Raw genomic sequence first — 17,700 nt, 5'->3', positions numbered from 1 at the left:
CTGTCCCTTGAGCGACCCCGAATGCCGCCCCCGCCGTTCTGTGACGCCGGCCCGCAATGGGCCGGGGTGGCTCGGGCTGCGTTGCTTGCCCACTGATGTACGGCAGCCCGAACGGTGGCGGTCCTGGTGACCGCGGTCCTCAGCGGTGTGAGGCGTCGTGGTGCTTCAGGCTGTCCCAGTAGGTGTGTCCGTGGCCGTCGGCCCAGCGGAGCTGGTCGAGAACCCACTGCCGACGGACTTCGTCGATCCGAGCCCGGTCGCCGTCATGCTTGTGGTGCCGGACCCAGTGGCGGCTGCCGTGGTGGTGGTGCCGGTCCTCTTTGTGGTGGTCGGAGGTGCGGACGGCCGAGACGACACCCGACTGGCTGCTGCTCGGGTACGTCGCAGCCGAGGCGGAGCCGCCGGTGGCGAGAAGCCCGGCTGCCGCGACGGCGGTCGAGGCGATCGCGATGACAGCCCCACGAACAGTCCTGCTTGCCATGGTGTTTCCTCTCTTTCCTCGCTCCACGATGCGAACGGGAAAATTGGTGCTTATCTGCCTCACTGGGCACTGAAGACCCTAACCCCGACTTGTTGAACGATGAACTAGTTCTGGCGTGAGGTGCACCACGCGCCGAGGAGCCGTCGCGTCGGAATATTCCTATGGCCCCCGCTGTTTCGAGCCGGTTCCCGGGAGGCGGCAGGGGTCCGCTCCCTTCGGCGCCTTGTGTCACCTGATGGCCATCAACTCGCCGATTTCACGGCCGCGTTGGAACACAGCGCAAAGCAGGGCCCTGCCGTGAGCATGGTCGAACAAGAGGCGGGCGCCTGACGGTCGAAAGACCAGGTCAGGCGCCGTTTTCTGGTGTTTGGAAGAAGCCGGGCCCAGGGATGGCTCGGAGCCTCGTGTCAGACCCGGAGCGGTTCGGGGAGCGTCGGCCCGATTACGGCGGGCCGGGATCCTTCCTGTCCTCCGGGCGGCGCTGTCACCAATCTTCGTCGTCGTCGGCGAGCACCAGGAAGCTGCCCACGACGCCATCGTCACCGAACAGGCTCCCGTGGACGGTGCGGGTCACAACGCCATTGGTGGCGCCGTGGGGACCCACGGTGGCGACCGGAGCGCCGTTGTCACAGGTGAAGCCACGGAAGACCTCGATGGTCCGCCGGCTGTCGTTGAAAACGTTGAAGCTGCTGGAGCCCAGTCCGCTGGCCGTAGTGATGCAGCCCTCGGCGGCAGCGGAGTACACGCGGTCGTTGAAGTAGATCCTTCCCCCTTCCTTGCGGCCGAAGTCGCGTCCGCCGCCCTCGCGGTCGCGGCCCCCGTCCCCCTCTCTGCCGCCGCCGTTCTCGGGAGCCGCGGCAGGGGCGGCCCGTTGGTCAGGCTGCGCTGCCCGTTGGTCAGGCTGGGCGGCTCGTTGGTCAGGCTGGGCCGCCCGGTGGACAGCAGCGGCCGGTTGGTGGACAGACGGGGACGCCTGAGAGGATCCGGAGGTCGCGGCGTAGGTGATACCGGTGGCTGCAAGGACCGCCGCGCCTACGCCGGCAGCGGCCACAGCAAAGGTACGCGTGGGCATGTCACTTCTCTCTGTCTCACGGACGTCGGTCGGGTGACCGACCTGAGATGAACGTAATGACAGCCCCCGTAACTGTCATTTCGGACATGTTCAACGCGTGACAGCATGAGCCCAGCCGGGGGAAAACGCGGCACTCGACGCATACCGACGAAACATCCGTACCTCGCAAGACGCACAGCGTCACGTCGTCCGAGGCAGCTAGCTGTCGGCGACCGGTCCGTCCGACACGCACTGCGCCGCCTCACCCGTCAACTGAACGCTCGCCGCCGGGAGATCCGCTGGCGCTGGCGGCGCCTGGCGCCTGGAAGGAAGCTCAAGAAGAAGGCTGGATCTCTCCCGCGAAGACGACGATCTGATCGATGAGGTTCCGCCGCAGGTGGACGACGTCCGTCCCCGCCAGGCGAGGGCCCTCGTCCGGTGTGGTGAAGACCCACCGGTACCGGGCCCACTCATCCGGCATGTCCACCCCCGAACAGCGGACCATCGTGCCACTTCCTGCCGGGTGGCGCCGGATGTCCAGCACAAAGCGCTCGACGGCCTCGATCCCCTCACTGCGTCCCAACGGTCCCCAAAAGATCACATCCGAGGTCAGGGACTGGGACAGCAGTGCCGTCACATAGCTGTCATCCGAGGCGTTGAAAGCGGAGATGAACGTATCGATCGCGGACTCAGCGGTCTTTTCGTGCATGCACCAGTCATACCAGTTGGTTCGCGCAACGGGACCTTTCACGAGGGTATTTGGGGACAGTCCGCCGACCGGCGTGAGTTCGAGTTGGTGAGGAGCAGCACGCGTTCGCGGTCTGACGGGATCCTTAAAAGTGTGCTCCAGGGTGAGGCCGTGCCCGCGGGTGACGCCGATCAGCCGCCCGTGCTTCCGCTGTCCTCGCTGTACGGAGTACTCCATGCGTTCACCCGTGTTCTGCATACGTCTGTCCATCGCCTGCGGGGCCGCCGTTTCGGTGCTGTCGGGGTGCGGCACTGCCAGTGGCCCGGGCGTCACGGACCAGGTCGTCGTCGCGGGCGAGGGGAAGGAGGCGAACAGGCCGGCCCACTCACCCCGGGCCGTCGTGTCTGCTCCGGCAAGTGCGGCTGCCTCGACCCCGGTGCACGAGGAAACCGTGTCCGCGTCCGCCGGACTGCCCGGCGTGGGGCCGCAGACGTCGGCTTCGATTCCCGAGGGGAGCGAGCAGGTCGTGCTCGTCACCGGGGACGGCATCAACTCTCCGGAGTCGACCGTGGTGTTGTACGACCGCACCGCCTCCGGCTGGCAGGCCGGGACCATCTGGGAGGCGCACAACGCTCTCAAGGGCTGGACCGAGGACCACCACCTCAACGATCTGCGCTCGCCGATCGGGGTGTTCCGCCTCACCGATGCCGGTGGTCTTCTGCCGGACCCGGGGTCCCGGCTTCCGTACAGCCGCTCCAACGCTTTCACCATCGGCGGGACCGGATTCGCGGGTGAGCCGCTGGCAGGCTCCTTCGACTATGTCGTCGCCATCAACTACAACCGCGAGGCGGGCACTTCACCGCTCGATTGGACCCGGCCCCTCGGTGCGGAGAGGGGCGGCGGGATCTGGCTGCACGTGGACCACGGCGGTCCGACCCATGCCTGTGTGAGCCTGGAGAAGGCTCATATGGAAGCGTTGCTGCTCGCGCTGGATCCCGCACGGCACCCCGTGATCGTCATGGGCGACGCGGAGTCCCTGGCCCGCTGAGCGCGCTCCGGTGGCGCCGGGACGAGGGGCCGGTTGCCACCGGACCGCGCGTGCTCAGATGCACGGGAGCTCCGGTCTGCGTCGAGCGGCAAGAGTGAGCAAGGGGCGGCCCGGACGGCGGAAAAGCCCTGCACGGACGCACGGCCGACGCCCGCGGCCGACGCCCGCGGCCGACGAGGGCCGCGTGTCACGCGTTCGTGCGTCGACCAACCTGCACTCGCCATCGGGCACGGCCACAGGGTGGCAGGCAGTTTTCAGGAAGTCGTCAGGATGCGAGATACCGCTCTTTGCATAGAAACCGCAGGTCAGCATGGTTAGAGTCATCGGCGTGTGCGCACATATCCTGGTTGCCGAAGACAATGAGCTGCAGTCCGCACTGATCCGGCGACTCCTGCTGTCGGAGGGTCATGAGGCCGTCGTGGTGCACGACGGCAGGGCCGCCGTCGACGAGGCGCTGAGACGGATCCCGGACCTGATCGTCCTCGACGTGATGCTCCCCGAGCTCGACGGAATCGGCGTCTGCCGCGCTCTGCGGCGCCACCACGACATTCCCGTGCTCATGCTCACCGCTCGGTCCACCGAGGAAGACGTCCTCGCCGGCTTGGACATCGGCGCGGACGACTACATGACCAAGCCCTACAGCCCCCGGGAGCTCCTGGCCAGGATCCGCAGCGTGCTGCGCCGGACGCAGCGCCACGCCGACGGCGGCGACCGTGTGCTGCGCGCCGGTGACATCACGGTGGACCCGCTACGGCACGAGGTCAGGTGCGGGGGCCGGATCGTGCTCTGCACCCCCGGCGAGTTCGAGATCCTGCTCGCCATGGCCGCCGAGCCCGGCCGCGTCTTCTCGCGCCGGCAACTGCTGCAGCACTCCAGCGGCTTCGACCGTGCGTCCACCGAACGGGCCGTGGACGTGCACATCATGAACCTGAGGAAGAAGATCGAACCGAATCCCCGCGAACCGGTGCGTCTGCAGACCGTCTTCGGTGTGGGATACAAGCTCGTCGGCGGCCGTGGTGCTTCCTGAGGTTCCTCTTCATCGCAGCCTGCTCTTCCGGCTGTTGCTCACCTCGGTGGTCATCGCCGTCTGCTCGGTGGCCGCCACCGCCTGGCTCGCCGTGCAGACCACGACCAGGGCCGTGACCGAGGCGCGCGGGCATGTCCTGTCCGAGGACACGGACATCCTCCGGCGCCTGAGCGGATTCGCCGCCACCCACCCCCGCTGGGACGGTGTCCAGGGCATCGTCACCGCACTGTCCCGCACCACGGGCCGCCGTATATCCCTCACGACGACAAGCGGGGTCGTCATCGCGGACTCGGCCTCGCAGGGCGTTCGCCCGTCGACCCAGGCGTCGGCGATCGTGGATCCGCTCCATGTGGACACCTACACCTCGCCCGGGGCGCAGCTCGGCGGCATCGATCCGCGCGCGGTGGGGCCCTACCTGCTGTCCGAAGCCGAGAGAAAACATCTGCGCACCCTCGCCGACAAGCGCCTCGCCTGCCTGCGCAGCCAAGGACTTGACGGTGACATCGAAGAGACTCCGAGCGGCCGTCCCAGTGTGACCAGCGCCGACGAGGTCCCGTGGGAGTGCGCCGACGGCAAACTGAACACCCCAACACCCGGCGAACTGGCGGCGCTGAACGAGCTGAACGAGTTCTTCCAGTCGTGCCTGTGCAGCCCTGACGCGTTCCTCTCGCTACCGGGATCCGAGCGGGACTCCTACGTCCACAGCAAGCGCATCGACGACAAGTACGACGAGAAGGCGCGGAACTGTGCGGACGAGGCGCGTCGCCGACAGCTCGGCCCCCATGTGGCACCGGTCGCCGAGCTGTACCTCGGGGACGTCTCACGCAGCGACCCGCGCTTCGACCTCTCCACCGCCAACAAGATCAAGGTCATCGGCGTCACCGGGCTGATCCTGGCGCTCACCATCGCCATCACCTCTGTGGTCGCCGTACGGCTCGTACGCCCCCTTCGGGTCCTGGCGGCCGCCGCCCAACGCCCCGCCGACCAGCACATCCGGGTGTCGGTCACCACCCGGGACGAGACCGGGTACCTCGCTGCCGCGTTCAACGAGTTCACCGCGCGCCGCGAGCGTCTCGAGGAGCAGCGCAAGGCCATGGTCAGCGACATCGCCCACGAGCTGAGAACGCCCCTCACCAATATCCGCGGGTGGCTTGAGGTCACCCGGGACGGGATCGCGGAGCCCGACCCCGAGCTCATCGCCAGCCTCCACGAGGAAGCCCTTCTGCTGCAACGCGTCGTCGACGACCTCCAGGACCTCGCCGCGGCCGACGCCGGCACGCTCAAGCTGCACCGCGAACTCCTGTCGGCCGGCGCACTCCTCTCCCACGTCGCCGCGGCACACGGAGCACAGGCCGAAGCGTCGGGCATCGCCCTGCTCCATCAGGTGCCCGACGGCGTTCGGCTGGAAGCCGACCCGGTCCGGATGCGCCAGATCGTGGGCAACCTGGTGTCCAACGCCTTCCGCCACACCTCCGCAGGCGGCACGATCACCCTTGCTGCCGAGCAGACCGACGACCACGTCCTGCTCACGGTGCGTGACACCGGAAGCGGCATCGCCCCGGAGGATCTCCCGCACATCTTCGACCGATTCTGGCGGGCGGAGAAGTCACGCAGCCGGCGAACGGGCGGAAGCGGCCTGGGGCTGGCTATCGTGCGGCAACTCGTCACCGCCCACGGCGGCACGGTCACGGCAACGAGTGACCCCGGCGTAGAAACGGTGTTCACGCTGCACCTGCCGCAGCCGCGGCGTGCGGATCGGCACCGGGCGTGAGGGCGCCGCCATCACGCTGTGGCAGGAGCACGCCACACGTCGATGCGAATGCGGCGCCCCACCCGGCCCTCGTCCAGAGGCGGGTGGCGCCGGCCGCGCGGCTGCGTCGGTCAGTCGGCCTGGGTGTCCGGCGTGCCTTGGTGGTATCGCTGCTGCCAGCGACCGTCCTCGCGCGTCCAGATGGAGCTGCGGTGAACCACGCCAACGGCGTCCTCGGTGCGGAACCGAATGTGCGCGACGCCCGGGGCGAGCTCCACGACCCGGTCGAAGGTCACGCCCTGCACCTGGTCCGGGATGCTGTTGAGGACGCGGATCACCTCCTCGCGCTCCCAGTACTTTCCGGTGCGCCCGATCTCATCGAAGTCATGATGGATCAGCTGTTCGAGCCGGCCGACGTCATTGCGCGCCTCGGCACTGAGGAGCGAGGACTCGAGGCGGATGATCTCCTCGCGGAGATCCACCACGGTCTTCGCAGAGTGACCTGTCGCCGTCGGCCCGGACTGAACCGTGCGGAAAAGGCGTTCGGCGGTCTCGCCCAGTGCGTGGGGGTTCAGGCCTGCCTGTTCCAGGGTGGGGATCGGGTCTGCCACTCCCGTGCCGTACGGGGCGTCCGTGCCCAGGAGAAGGTGGGTTTCGCCGAAGGTTTCCTTGAGGTAGCGGAGGGCGGGGGCGGTGTGGACCACCGTGTCGCACCAGACCCGGTCCAGATAGCTGCTCGGGGGGTGGTGGGCGCGGGTGCGGAGGTCGGCGCGGTAGTGCCAGTTGTTGTCCAGGCGGGGCAGGAGCTGGGCGAGGACACCTCCGCCGTGGGCCAGTACCAGGCGCAGGCGTGGATGGCGGTCCAGGGTGCCGGAGGCGGCGAGGCGGGCGTAGGCGAGGGCCGTGTCCAGGGGGGCGCCGACCGAGTTGTGCAGGAACAGGTCCGGGTCGTGCAGGGGACCGCAGTAGGACGGGTGCAGGGACAGCGGGACGTCCAGGGTCTCGCACACCGTGAACAGCGCGTCGAGGCCCGCGCGGTCGAGGGGGCGGCCCGCGACCGGGCCCGTGGTGATCTGCGCGCCCGCGAGACCGAGGCCGGTGATCGCCCGCTCCAGTTCGGCCGCCGCGTCCTCGGGGCGGCCCACGGGCAGGGTCGCGAGGCCGGTCAGCCGGCCGGCCGCCGCCGCGCTGCCCACGTACGCGGCGAGCGCGTCGTTCGCCGCGCGGGCGTACCGCGTCGCCTCCGGTCCCGTACCGAGGGCGTACGCGTGCGGGGTCACGGAGATCACGGCGCGGTCCACGCCCTGCCGGTCCATGCGGGTGAGGGCCGCGGCCGGGTCGGTCAGTTCCGGGTAGTGGGCGGGCAGGCGTTCGCCGGTGGGTGAGAGCAGGTGGCAGTCCTCCGTGGTGCGCAGGCCCGCCGCGAGCGCCGGCGGCCAGTCGCCGGCCAGCAACTGCGAGGGCAGCATGTGGGTGTGGACGTCGACGACGGTCATCCGGCCTCCTTCGACGGGACGCGGCGCGTCCACCCCGTGGCCTCGCCCTCGGCCAGGCGGCGCAGCACCTCCGCGCTGGTCTTGATGCCGTTCCTGAACCACTCCAGGGAGAAGTGCTCCTGCGAGGAGTGCTCCTGCAGGTCGGGCTGGCCGTACGGGACGAGGAGGCAGGGCAGTCCGGCCTGCTCGACGAACGCGCCGAAGACGCCTCCTCCGCCGATGGACGGGATCACCGCCGCTTCCTGGCCCCACACGGCGCCGAGCGCGGCGCGGGCCGTGGTGACGAGCGGGTGGGTGTCGGGGATCGAGGAGGGCGGGCAGTCGGCGAGGACGGTGAACGTGATGTCGTCCCAGCCGTGGTCGTCCAGGTGACGGCGGATCAGTCCGGCGATGCGCGCCGGGCTCTGGCCGGGCATCAGGGCGATGTCGACCTTGGCGGTCGCCCGGGTCGGCACCGCCATCTTCAGGCCCTCGCCGGTGTACCCGGCCTCGATGCCGCAGACGCAGATGCGCGGCGAGAAGAACATCGCGTCCACCGGGTCGGACGTGGTGTAGGCGCGGACGCCCAGGTCCTGGGCCGGGGGGAGGAAGGTGTCGGGAAGGGCCGCCGCCGCGGTCCGGACCGACTCCGGGACCGGTTCGATGCCGTCGTGGAAGCCGTCGACGAGGATGTGTCCGTCCGCGTCGGTCAGGGACGCGAGCGCCCGGGTGAGGCGGTCCGCCGGGTTCGGCAGGATGCCGCCGTAGCTCGCCGAGTGCCACTCCTGGGGGCTGCCCTCGCAGGTGAACTCCAGGTAGAGCGCGCCCCGTACGCCGAGGAAGAGCGCCGGCTGCCACAGGCCCAGCGTGGAGGCGTCGGAGGTGTAGAGGGCGTCGGCGGTGAACCGTTCCGGGTGCTCGGCGATGAAGCGGCGGGTGTTCAGGGAGCCCGTCTCGTCCTCGCCGTCGAGCATCAGGTCGAGCCGCAGCGGCGGCGGAGCGCCGGTGACGTCGGCCCAGACGGCGAGGGCGCACAGATGGGCGAGGAGCTGGCCCTTGCTGTCGCCGACTCCCCTGCCCCACAGCGCCCCCTCGTGGACGATGGGCTCGAACGGCGGGAACGGCCAGTCGGCGGGGTCGCCGGCGGGCACGACGTCGTAGTGGCCGTAGATCAGCAGGTGCGGGGCGTTCTCGGTGGCGTGCTCGCCGAGGGTCGCCCAGACGATGGGGCTCCCGCCGGTCTCCAGGGTCTCGGAGTCGACACCGATCCGCTCGAGGATGTCGGTGAGGAGCGCCGCGCATTCGCGTACGCCCTCACCGGTGACGCTGACGCTGGGCTGCGCGGCGAGTTCGACGAGCCAGGACAGGAATTCGTCGGCGCGTTCGTCGATCCTCCTCCACAGCGCGTCGCGCAGCGCGGTCCCCGTCGGTACCGGGCCCGTCGCGTCGGTGGTGTGCTCAGAAGCCGTCACGGTTGATGTCCTTGTAGAGCAGGTAGGCGGCGGTGCCGGGGCCCGTCGGGTAGAAGTACTGGGGGCAGTACGGAGCCATGTAGATGAAGTCCTCGGTCTCCACCTCCATGATGTCGCCGTCGAGGTGGTACAGCCCGGAGCCCTTCAGCATCCACAGGCCGTGCTCCTCGTCGTGGACCTCGACCTTCGGGAAGACGGCGCCCGGCTCGAAGGACAGCACGCTCATCGAGAAGTCGTAGGGCGCGTCGACGGGCAGCAGTTCGGCGCGGCTGATCCCGGCGACCGAGCCGGGCCGGTACTCCGCGTCGCCGAGCCGTCCGCTGACCGGCTGCGGGGCGGGTACGCCGGGCCAGGGCTGGTGCTCCTGCTTGATCCACAGGAGCCGGGCCGGGGCCGCGGTGTCGTTGCGCAGCTGGAAGCCGGTGCCGGTGGGCAGGAACGCGAACCCCTGGTCGGCGAGGTCGTGCTTGGCGTCGCCGGCCAGGACGTGCGGCGTGCCGTCGAGGCCGAGCAGGAAGTGCTCGTGCTCGGCGCCGGTGGCGGCCGAGGTGCCGCCGCCGGGCTCGATCTCCAGCAGGTACCAGCCGAACCGGGCGCGGTGCAGCCGCGGCGTGGCCAGCTTCTTCACGATCACTCCGTCGAAGCCGGGCAGCCGGCTCGGGAACTGGTTGGCGGGGGTGAGCAGGTGGTACGCGTCGGTGCGGCGCCCCCGGGAGACGGACACCGTGGTCGGCGGGGCGTAGGGGCGGTCGGGGGCGGTGGTCATGTGATCTCTCTCCTGGCTGTCGTGGTCTGAGGTGCGTGCGGTCAGGTGGTCTGGAGGACCGGGGCCGCGGGCCGCGGCTCCTCCGCGTGCGGGACATCGGGCGTGCGGGCGAGGAAGCGGCCGCCACCCGCGAGGCCCGGTACGGGGCGCCCGTCGCGTACGGCGATCCGTCCGCCGGCGAGGACGGCGCGGGGCGCGCCGATGACCTCGATGCCCTCGTACGGCAGGTGGTCGACGGCCGAGTGGTGGTCGGCGACCGTGAGGGTGCGGCGGCGCTCCGGGTCGAAGACGAGCAGATCGGCGTCGGCGCCGGGGGCGATCAGGCCCTTGCGGGGCAGCAGCCCGAACATGCGGGCCGGGGCCGTGGACACGGCGTCGGCCCAGCGGCGCGGGGTGATGCGACCGGTGCGGACCCCGAAGTGGTGGAGCAGCATGATGCGCTGCTCGATGCCGGGGAGGCCGTTGAGGATGCAGTCGAACCGCGGCTCCATGATCTTCTGGTCGGCGATCCGGAACGCGCAGTGGTCGCTGGAGACCATGGCGAGGCTGCCGTCGGCGAGCGCCTGCCACAGCACCTCCTGGTCGGCGGCCCGGCGCAGCGGCGGTGAGCACACGGCCTGCGCCGCGGTGGCGAGGTCGCCCTCCAGGGCATGCTCGTCGAGGACGAGGTAGTGCGGGCACGTCTCACCGTGTACGTCCCAGCCCGCCGCGCGGGACCTGCGGATCGGGTCGAGTGCGGTGGCGCCGGACACATGGACGATGTAGACGCGGGCGCCTGCGACCCGGGCCAGGTGCGCGATCCGGTTGACGGCCTCGGCCTCCAGCAGGTCGGGGCGGGTGTGCGAGTGGTGGTGCGGCGCGGTCTCGCCGCGGTCGATCGCCTGCGCGGAAAGCAGGTCGATCGCGTCGCCGTTCTCCGCATGCACCAGCACGGTGATGCCGAGCGGGGCCGCGCACTGCAGGATCCGCAGCAGTCCGCGGTCGTCCGTCATCCGGCGGCCCCGGTAGGCCATGTACACCTTGATGCTGGTGACGCCCTCGGCGACCAGGCGGGGCAGCTCGGCCAGTTCGTCCTCGCCGGGCTGGACGAGCACCATGTGGACGCCGACGTCCGCCACGGGCCGCTGGGCGAGCATGCGGGCCTGCCAGGCGTGCAGCGCGGCGAGCGGTGACTCGCCGGGCTCCGGGTAGCAGAAGTCGACGATCGACGTGGTGCCCCCGGCGAGCGCGGCGACGGTCCCCCGGTGGAAGTCGTCGCAGGTGCGGTGACCGCGGATCAGGGTGTCCAGGTGGGTGTGCGGGTCGATGCCGCCGGGCAGCACCCAGCAGCCGCCCGCGTCGATCGTCTCGTCCGCGTCGGCGTGGCGCAGCACTCCCGGGCTCGCGACTGCCGTGATGACCCCGTTCTCGACGAGGACGTCCGCCGCTTCGTCGGTGTCGGGGCCGATGACGGTGCCTCCGCTGACCAGCACCCGGCCGGCCACCGGGGGAGTCGTATCGGACGCGGCGTAGTGCGGTGCCGTCCCCTGGGTGAAGTCAGGCACCGAGGTTCACCCAGACCGTCTTCGGCAGCGTGTACTGCTCCATCGCGTGCAGGGACTTGTCACGACCGGTGCCGGACTGCCGGAAGCCGCCGAAGGGGACGGTCACGTCGGAGTGGTTGTAGCAGTTCACCCAGACCGTTCCGGCGCGCAGTGCGCGGGAGACCCGGTGCGCGGTGGTGACGTCACGGGTCCAGACGGCGGCGGCGAGCCCGTACTGGGAATCGTTGGCGATCCGTACGGCGTCGTCGGCGTCCTTCGCGGTGATCAAGGACAGCACGGGGCCGAAGATCTCCTCCTGGGCGACGCGCATGTCGTTGGTGACGTCGGCGAGGACCGTGGGCTCCAGGTAGCAGCCGCCGGAGTCCGGGCGTCCACGCTCGCCGCCGGTGGCGACGCGTGCGCCTTCCTCACGGCCGATGCCGACGTAGCCGAGGACGCGGGAGAGCTGGGCCTCGTCGACGAGCGCGCCCATCCTCACCGCCGGGTCGAGGGGGTCGCCGGGCCGCCAGGCGCCCGCGGCCTCGATGAGCCGCTCGGTGAACTCCTCGCGCACGGACTCCTGCACGATGACGCGGGAGCCGGCGCTGCACATCTCGCCCTGGTTGACGAAGGCGCCGAGCGCGGCACCCTCGGCCGCGGCGGTGAGGTCGGGCGCGTCCTCCAGGACGATGTTGGGGGACTTGCCGCCGCACTCCAGCGACACGCTCTTCATGTTCGACTGTGCCGCGTACTCCAGGAAGAACTTGCCGACCTGGGTGGAGCCGGTGAAGGCGACCTTGTCGACGTCCGGGTGCAGACCGAGGGCGCGGCCGACGGACTCTCCGAGGCCGGTGACGACGTTGAACACACCCTCGGGGACGCCCGCCTCCGCGGCCAGCGCGGCGAGTGCGAGGACGACGTGCGGGGCCTGCTCGGCGGGCTTCACGACGAGGGAGTTGCCGGTGGCGAGGGCGGGGGCGATCTTCCACATCGGCATGCCGATCGGGAAGTTCCACGGCACGACGGCGGCGACGACGCCGAGGGGTTCGCGGGTGACGAGGGCGAGCGCGCTGTCCGCGGTCGGCGCGACCTCGCCGTAGACCTTGTCGATGGCCTCGGCGAACCAGCGCAGCACGTCGGCCGCGTGGTCGGCCTCACCGAGCGTGGAGCCGATCGGCTTGCCGCTGTCGAGGGTCATGACCAGCGCGAGGCGCTCGCGGTCGCGGCGGATCAGTTCGGCGAACCGCAGCAGCACCGCGCGGCGGGCGATCGGCGCCATCCGCGACCAGACGCCGGACTCGAAGGAGCGGCGGGCGGCGGCGACGGCCCGGTCGACGTCCACCGGGCCCATGGCGGGGCTGGAGGCGACGGTGCGGCCGTCGACGGGCGAGACGGTGTCGAGGCGTTCGCCGGAGGCGGCGTCGGTGTGGGCGCCGTCGATGAACGCGCGCTCCTCCCAGCGCAGTTGCTCGGCCCGCTGGTGCCATTCCTGGGCGGTGACGGTCATGGGGTGCTCCTCTTGCGAAGGGTCGTCTGGGTCGTGGGGTGATGCGGATGGCCCGGCTCGGTTCCGGGCCGGTCCGGCTCAGTCGCGGCGCAGCCAGATCTCCGGCTGGCGCTCGGACGCGGGTTCTCCGGTGGCGATGTCGGCCCACAGGGCCTCGGCCGCCGTCTTGTCGTCGCGCAGGTCGACAAGGACGCGGCCGTCCCTCATCACGAGCCGGGGCCGGCCGAGGGCGCGCAGATCGGCGAGCGGGTCGCCGTCGACGACGAGGACGTCGGCGCGGTAGCCGGGCTCCAGGCTGCCGAGGTCGTCCTGCTCGCCGAGCGCGGTGGCGCTGCCGAGGGTCGCGGCGCGCAGCGCGTCCGCGGCGCTCAGTCCGGCTTCCGTCAGTGCCTCCAGCTCGCGGATCAGGACGTCGCGGGCGGGGATCCAGTGGATCGGGTCGCTGCCCGCGGCGATCGTGACGCCGGCCTCGATGGCGTTCCGGACCGACTGCTCGTGGACGGCGCCGATCCGCTCCTCGTACACGGCCGCCTGGTCCTCGGTGATCGTCTTGCCGACGTTGAGGTGGGTCGTGGTGCGGAACGCCCACAGGGTGGGGACGTAGACGGTGCCCTGCGCGGCCATCCGGGCGGCGAGGGGCGCGTCGATCGCCAGGCCGTGGTCGACGACGTCGACGCCGGCGGCGACGGCGGCGCGGGCCGCGTCGATGCCCTCGCAGTGACAGCCGACACGGGCCCCGAGGAGATGGGCCTCGCTGACGGCCGTCGCGATCTCCTCGTCGTTGAGGTACCGCAGGCACAGCGTCCAGTCGGAGTCGGCGGTGGTGTGGCTGAGGACGAGCTTGATGAAGTCGGCGCCCGCCAGCCGCTCCAACCGGACGGCGCGGCGTACGGCGTCCGGACCGTCGGCGAAGACGTTGCGCCAGTCGACGGGAGCGCCGCTGCCGACGACGTTCGGCCCGGCCGTGAAGGCACGCGGGCCCAGCACCCGGCCCGCGGCGAGCTCGGCGCGCAGCGCGTGGATGCCGCGGTGCTTGCAGCCGGGGTCGCGGACGGTGGTGATACCGGACTCGATGAACCGGCGGGCGGTGATGACGCCGTCGACGACGCTGCGCGTGATGAGGCCGGCGTCCGCCTCGACGCCGGACCGGCTCATCAGGTGGGCGTGCGCGTCGACGAGGCCGGGCAGGATGTGCCCGCCGTCGGTGTCCACGATCTCGGCGTCCGTCTCGTGCGGTACGGCGTCACGGCCGACGACCTCGGTGACGCGCCCGTCCTCGACGACAACGGCGGCGCCCTCGCGCCAGGTGCCGTGGCGCACATCGAGGACGGGACCGCCGTGGACGAGGGTGGTGGTGCTCATCGGATCGACTCCTGGGGTGTGCGGTGGGTGAGCAGAGCGCCGGTGAGGGCGAGCGCGGCGGGCAGTCCGGCGACCACCGGGACGCCGAGTTCGGCTTCGAGGGCCGGGGCGAGGGCGCCGACGACGGAGCCGATCAGGACGAGGCTGTCGGCGGCGTCCCGGTCCCGTGCGGTGCGCCCGGCCCGCGCGTACTGGTCGAGCAGCGCCTCCGGGTCGCGTACGGCGGCGGCGGTGTCCGTCGCCATCGGCACGATCGATGCGAGCCGCGCGTCGAGCCCGTACCGGTGCACGAGGCTCCGCACCAGCGGCACGGAGCGCGGTGAGAACACCGGTACGGAGAACCGGCCGCCGTACAGGCAGGCCTGGAGCATGGCGGCCTCGGCGATGCCGACGACGGGCACCGGCAGCAGCGCGCGGACCTCGGCGAGGCCGGGGTCGTGGCCGCAGGCGATGACCACCGCGTCCCGCCCGGCCGCGAGCCGAGGTGCCTCCCGGAGGGTCAGCGCGGCGGCGAGTGCGATGTCGTCGCCGGTGTCGACCCCCGCCGGACCGCCCGGCAGCGACCGCACGTCGACGTCGATGCCCGGACCTGCCCAGAGCTCGGCGCCGGAGCGGATACGGCCCGTGGCCACGGCGGAGCTGTTGGGGTTCAGGACGAGGACGGAGCGCCGGGTGCCGCGGGCAGGGGCCGTCGTCGCCGCGACGCCGGGGCGTGCGCCGGCCGTCACGGCGACCGGACCCGAGCTCTCGGAACCCTCGCACGCCGTCACGGCGCCGCTCCCGTCGCCGCCGATGCCGCCGCGGGCGTCGTCGCGCCCAGGCACGCCGTCGAGATCTCGTCCGCGGCCGGGCGGTCGAGTTCGCCGACGACGGCGCCGCGGGACATCACGAGGACGCGGTCGCAGATCTGGGCCAGTTCCTCGTGGTCGGAGCCGACGACGAGGACGCCGAGGCCCTCCTCGGTGAGCGCGGTGACGGTGTCGAGCAGGGCACGGCGGGCGCCCACGTCGACGCCCTGCGTCGGCTCGTGCAGCACCAGGCAGCGCAGCCCGGGCCGCTGGAGCCACTTCGCGAGGAGCACCTTCTGCTGGTTGCCGCCGCTCAGGGTGCCGAGCGGCCGGTCGGGTTCGGTGCGGGGCCGTACGTCGTAGCGTTCCATCGCGTCCTGGACGGTGCGGCGCTCGGCGGTCCGGTCGACGAAGCCGCGGCGGGTGTGGCGGCGCAGGCTGACCAGGGTGAGGTTCTCGCGGATGCCGAAGCTCTGCACGCCGCTGTGCTGTTTGCGGTCGGCCGGCAGGACGGCGAGTCCGGCGGCGAGCGCGGCCGAGGGGCGCCAGGCCCGCAGGGTGCGCGCGCCGACGGTGAGGGTGCCCGCGGTGCGGTCGGAGCCGAGGAGCAGAGTGGGCAGGGCGTCGTGGCCGGCGCCCGCGCGCCCGGTGACCCCGACGATCTCGCCCGCGTGCACGGTCAGGTCGATGGGGCTGCCGGTGCGGCCACGAAGTCCCTCGGCGCGCAGGACGGGCGCGCCGGGTTCGGTGCGCGCGGTCCGGGCGGCTGCCGCCTGGGGCGCGGATCCGATGATGGCGGCGGCGAGTTCACCGGGTCCTGCGATGTCGCCCGCCTCGTGCTCGGACACCAGGTGCCCGTCGCGCAGCACGACCACGCGGTCCGCGATCATGCCGACCTCTTCGAGACGGTGGGTGCAGAAGGCGACGGCGGTGCCGCGGGCGGTGACCCGGCGGATCGCGTCGAACAGGCTGGTGCGCTCGCGTTCGGTGAGGTTGGCCGTCGGCTCGTCGAGGACCAGCAGCTTGGAGTGGCGCCGGCCGCGCGCGTACAGGGCACGGGCGATGGCGAGGACCGCCCGCTCGCCCTGCGGCAGCCGGTGCACGGGGGCCGCGGGGTCGATGTCCATGCCGAGGCCGTCCAGCAACTCCTTGACCTGCCTCGCCTGTTCCCGCCAGCGCACGAGTCCGGCGCGGGAGGTGACGAGCGCGCCGACGCACACGTTCTCGGCGACGCTGAGGGTCTGGGCGAGGGCCAGATCCTGGTGGACGAAGGCGAAGCCCAGGTCGGTGGAGGAGGTCGGGGTGAGCGGCAGCCGGTGCTCGGTGCCGTCGACGACGAGACGGCCACCGGCGTCGGGGGCGTGGAAGCCCGAGAGGATCTTGAACAGGGTGGACTTGCCGGCTCCGTTCTCGCCGAGGACCGCGGTGGTGCGGCCGGCCGGGAAGTCGAGGGAGACCGAGTGCAGGACGCGGGTCGGGCCGAAGGTCTTGCTGATGCTCTCCAGCCTGATGCCGCGGTGCTGCGCACGGGACCCGGCGTCGTCGGGCCGTCCGTCGCCCTGTTCCGTGAGGGTGCCGGGCGCGGTCATCGCGTCTTCCACAGGGCGGTGAAGCCACCGCGGTAGTCGGCGCCGTCGAACAGGGCGTCCTCGTCGGCGAGGTCCTTGCCCTTCAGGTTGTCCTTGACGAACAGCTTCAGCGGGACGACGGTCGTGGCCGCCTTCTGCCCGGCGATCGCGCGCAGGCTGCGGTCCATCATCGCCCAGCCCAGCCAGGAGTTGTTGTTGCCCACGTCGGCGCTCTGGACGCGGCCGTTGCGGACGAACTCCAGGTTGGCGGTGACCGCGTTGATGCTGGAGGCCTGCACCTCGGGCCGGTTCGCGGCCTCGATCGCGGGCACCGTGAACTGGGCGATGCCGTCGATCGCCGGGAACACCCAGTTCAGCTTGCGGTTGCGCATCAGCGTCGAGGAGGTGACCCGTTCGGCGCCCTGCTTGAAGTCGGCCTGGTTGAGATCGTCGATGGAGAGGCTGCAGCCACTGCGGCAGAACTCCTTGAAACCGTCCTGGAGGCCCTTCTTCAGCGCCGTGAACGTCGCGACCGAGGGCAGGTGCTGGTACGAGGCGTGCACCGGGCCGTCGGTCGCGGTGACCGCGTGGGCGGCGAGGATGCGGCCGGAGTCGTAGAAGTCGACGCTCACGGCACCGGCGGCGCCCTCCTCCAGCGGCGCGTTGGCGTCCACGTTGAACGCGGAGATCACCGGCACCTTGGCCTGCTGCGCGGCGCGGACGGCGCCGCTGACCTCGCTGAGGTTGATGCCGAAGGCGACCACGGCGGCGGCGTCGGTCGCGAGCGCCTGCTCGACACCCTTGCCCGCGTTGCTGGTGGAGCCCTTGGAGTCGAAGACGCGGACCTTCACTCCGGCCTGGCGGCCGGCCTCCGTCATCCCGTTCAGGACGGCGCGGACGTACGGGATGCTGTTGTCGAGGGTGACCACCCAGATCGTCCTGCCGCGGGCCGCGGTGATGTCGAAGGCGTCGCCGGGCTTGCTGAACACGGTGGGGCCGGAGGCCTTGTCGACCAGGGCCTGCGCGCTTTCCCGGGCGGCGGCGACGGTCTTGCTGTCTGCGGCCTTCTCGGTGGTGCCCTGGGCGGCGCTGCACGCGGAGAGCGGCACGATCAGCGCGGCGGCGAGGAGTGCGGCACCGGCGGCTCTGCTCCGGGGGAGGCTGTGGATTCGCACGAGGGTTCCTTTCGGCGTT

The 17,700-nt window shown here is 71.4% G+C and carries 15 protein-coding genes; 3 read left to right on the top strand and 12 right to left on the bottom strand.

The window, feature by feature from the left end:
• Positions 1-139: 139 nt before the first annotated feature.
• The 3 genes from ACFY3J_RS14330 to ACFY3J_RS14320 form a co-directional block, all read right to left on the bottom strand.
• Complete coding sequence (locus tag ACFY3J_RS14330) at positions 140-481, bottom strand: hypothetical protein (protein ID WP_390840950.1); 342 nt, start codon at positions 479-481, stop codon at positions 140-142.
• 484 nt (positions 482-965) lie between these two features.
• On the bottom strand, positions 966-1,226 hold the full coding sequence (locus ACFY3J_RS14325) for a hypothetical protein (RefSeq protein ID WP_253266233.1): 261 nt from the start codon (positions 1,224-1,226) through the stop codon (positions 966-968).
• A gap of 640 nt (positions 1,227-1,866) precedes the next feature.
• Positions 1,867-2,241, bottom strand: coding sequence for a nuclear transport factor 2 family protein (locus tag ACFY3J_RS14320; RefSeq protein WP_384183533.1), 375 nt, complete (start codon positions 2,239-2,241; stop codon positions 1,867-1,869).
• A 214-nt stretch (positions 2,242-2,455) separates the two neighbouring features.
• Here ACFY3J_RS14320 and ACFY3J_RS14315 point away from each other — a divergent pair, with 214 nt between their 5' ends.
• The 3 genes from ACFY3J_RS14315 (at position 2,456) to ACFY3J_RS14305 (ending at position 6,066) form a co-directional block, all read left to right on the top strand.
• Positions 2,456-3,268: a hypothetical protein gene (locus ACFY3J_RS14315; RefSeq protein WP_390840949.1), complete on the top strand. Its 813-nt coding sequence runs from the start codon at positions 2,456-2,458 to the stop codon at positions 3,266-3,268.
• 328 nt (positions 3,269-3,596) lie between these two features.
• A complete protein-coding gene (locus tag ACFY3J_RS14310) occupies positions 3,597-4,295 on the top strand; it encodes a response regulator transcription factor (protein ID WP_384183539.1) in 699 nt (232 codons plus the stop codon).
• Positions 4,282-6,066, top strand: coding sequence for a sensor histidine kinase (locus tag ACFY3J_RS14305; RefSeq protein WP_390840948.1), 1,785 nt, complete (start codon positions 4,282-4,284; stop codon positions 6,064-6,066). Before ACFY3J_RS14310 ends, ACFY3J_RS14305 begins: the two co-directional genes overlap by 14 nt.
• Before the next feature lie 110 nt (positions 6,067-6,176).
• Here the strand turns inward: ACFY3J_RS14305 and ACFY3J_RS14300 are convergent, their stop codons facing one another.
• The 9 genes from ACFY3J_RS14300 to ACFY3J_RS14260 form a co-directional block, all read right to left on the bottom strand.
• The gene (locus tag ACFY3J_RS14300; RefSeq protein ID WP_390840947.1) at positions 6,177-7,541 is read right to left on the bottom strand and encodes an amidohydrolase family protein; all 1,365 of its coding nucleotides are present in this window, start codon (positions 7,539-7,541) and stop codon (positions 6,177-6,179) included.
• Positions 7,538-8,992 carry a M20/M25/M40 family metallo-hydrolase gene (locus tag ACFY3J_RS14295; RefSeq protein ID WP_390840946.1) on the bottom strand — a complete coding sequence of 485 codons (1,455 nt, stop codon included), beginning with the start codon at positions 8,990-8,992 and terminating at the stop codon, positions 7,538-7,540. Before ACFY3J_RS14295 ends, ACFY3J_RS14300 begins: the two co-directional genes overlap by 4 nt.
• Complete coding sequence (gene allE, locus ACFY3J_RS14290) at positions 8,979-9,758, bottom strand: (S)-ureidoglycine aminohydrolase (protein ID WP_390840945.1); 780 nt, start codon at positions 9,756-9,758, stop codon at positions 8,979-8,981. The genes ACFY3J_RS14295 and allE overlap by 14 nt, the downstream gene beginning before the upstream one ends.
• A gap of 41 nt (positions 9,759-9,799) precedes the next feature.
• On the bottom strand, positions 9,800-11,302 hold the full coding sequence (gene hydA / locus ACFY3J_RS14285) for a dihydropyrimidinase (RefSeq protein WP_390840944.1): 1,503 nt from the start codon (positions 11,300-11,302) through the stop codon (positions 9,800-9,802).
• On the bottom strand, positions 11,295-12,788 hold the full coding sequence (locus tag ACFY3J_RS14280) for an aldehyde dehydrogenase (protein WP_384183555.1): 1,494 nt from the start codon (positions 12,786-12,788) through the stop codon (positions 11,295-11,297). Before ACFY3J_RS14280 ends, hydA begins: the two co-directional genes overlap by 8 nt.
• Before the next feature lie 78 nt (positions 12,789-12,866).
• Positions 12,867-14,150, bottom strand: coding sequence for an amidohydrolase family protein (locus tag ACFY3J_RS14275; RefSeq protein ID WP_384183558.1), 1,284 nt, complete (start codon positions 14,148-14,150; stop codon positions 12,867-12,869).
• Positions 14,147-14,920, bottom strand: coding sequence for an aspartate/glutamate racemase family protein (locus tag ACFY3J_RS14270; protein ID WP_384183561.1), 774 nt, complete (start codon positions 14,918-14,920; stop codon positions 14,147-14,149). The genes ACFY3J_RS14275 and ACFY3J_RS14270 overlap by 4 nt, the downstream gene beginning before the upstream one ends.
• Positions 14,917-16,527, bottom strand: coding sequence for a sugar ABC transporter ATP-binding protein (locus ACFY3J_RS14265; RefSeq protein ID WP_384183564.1), 1,611 nt, complete (start codon positions 16,525-16,527; stop codon positions 14,917-14,919). The genes ACFY3J_RS14270 and ACFY3J_RS14265 overlap by 4 nt, the downstream gene beginning before the upstream one ends.
• The gene (locus tag ACFY3J_RS14260; RefSeq protein ID WP_384183566.1) at positions 16,524-17,681 is read right to left on the bottom strand and encodes a sugar ABC transporter substrate-binding protein; all 1,158 of its coding nucleotides are present in this window, start codon (positions 17,679-17,681) and stop codon (positions 16,524-16,526) included. Before ACFY3J_RS14260 ends, ACFY3J_RS14265 begins: the two co-directional genes overlap by 4 nt.
• Positions 17,682-17,700: the final 19 nt, after the last annotated feature.

It is taken from the genome of Streptomyces sp. NPDC001231, from assembly GCF_042896885.1.
GTDB lineage: Bacteria > Actinomycetota > Actinomycetes > Streptomycetales > Streptomycetaceae > Streptomyces.
This window is presented reverse-complemented; position numbering and strand designations above follow the sequence as displayed.

What these genes read in the sequence shown, in the direction of transcription:
- ACFY3J_RS14320 (WP_384183533.1), bottom strand. Translation starts at nt 2,241, where the DNA reads ATGCACGAAAAGACCGCTGAGTCCGCGATCGATACGTTCATCTCCGCT.
- ACFY3J_RS14275 (WP_384183558.1), bottom strand. Translation starts at nt 14,150, where the DNA reads ATGAGCACCACCACCCTCGTCCACGGCGGTCCCGTCCTCGATGTGCGC.
- ACFY3J_RS14330 (WP_390840950.1), bottom strand. Translation starts at nt 481, where the DNA reads ATGGCAAGCAGGACTGTTCGTGGGGCTGTCATCGCGATCGCCTCGACC.
- ACFY3J_RS14315 (WP_390840949.1), top strand. Translation starts at nt 2,456, where the DNA reads ATGCGTTCACCCGTGTTCTGCATACGTCTGTCCATCGCCTGCGGGGCC.
- allE (WP_390840945.1), bottom strand. Translation starts at nt 9,758, where the DNA reads ATGACCACCGCCCCCGACCGCCCCTACGCCCCGCCGACCACGGTGTCC.
- ACFY3J_RS14265 (WP_384183564.1), bottom strand. Translation starts at nt 16,527, where the DNA reads ATGACCGCGCCCGGCACCCTCACGGAACAGGGCGACGGACGGCCCGAC.
- ACFY3J_RS14280 (WP_384183555.1), bottom strand. Translation starts at nt 12,788, where the DNA reads ATGACCGTCACCGCCCAGGAATGGCACCAGCGGGCCGAGCAACTGCGC.
- ACFY3J_RS14300 (WP_390840947.1), bottom strand. Translation starts at nt 7,541, where the DNA reads ATGACCGTCGTCGACGTCCACACCCACATGCTGCCCTCGCAGTTGCTG.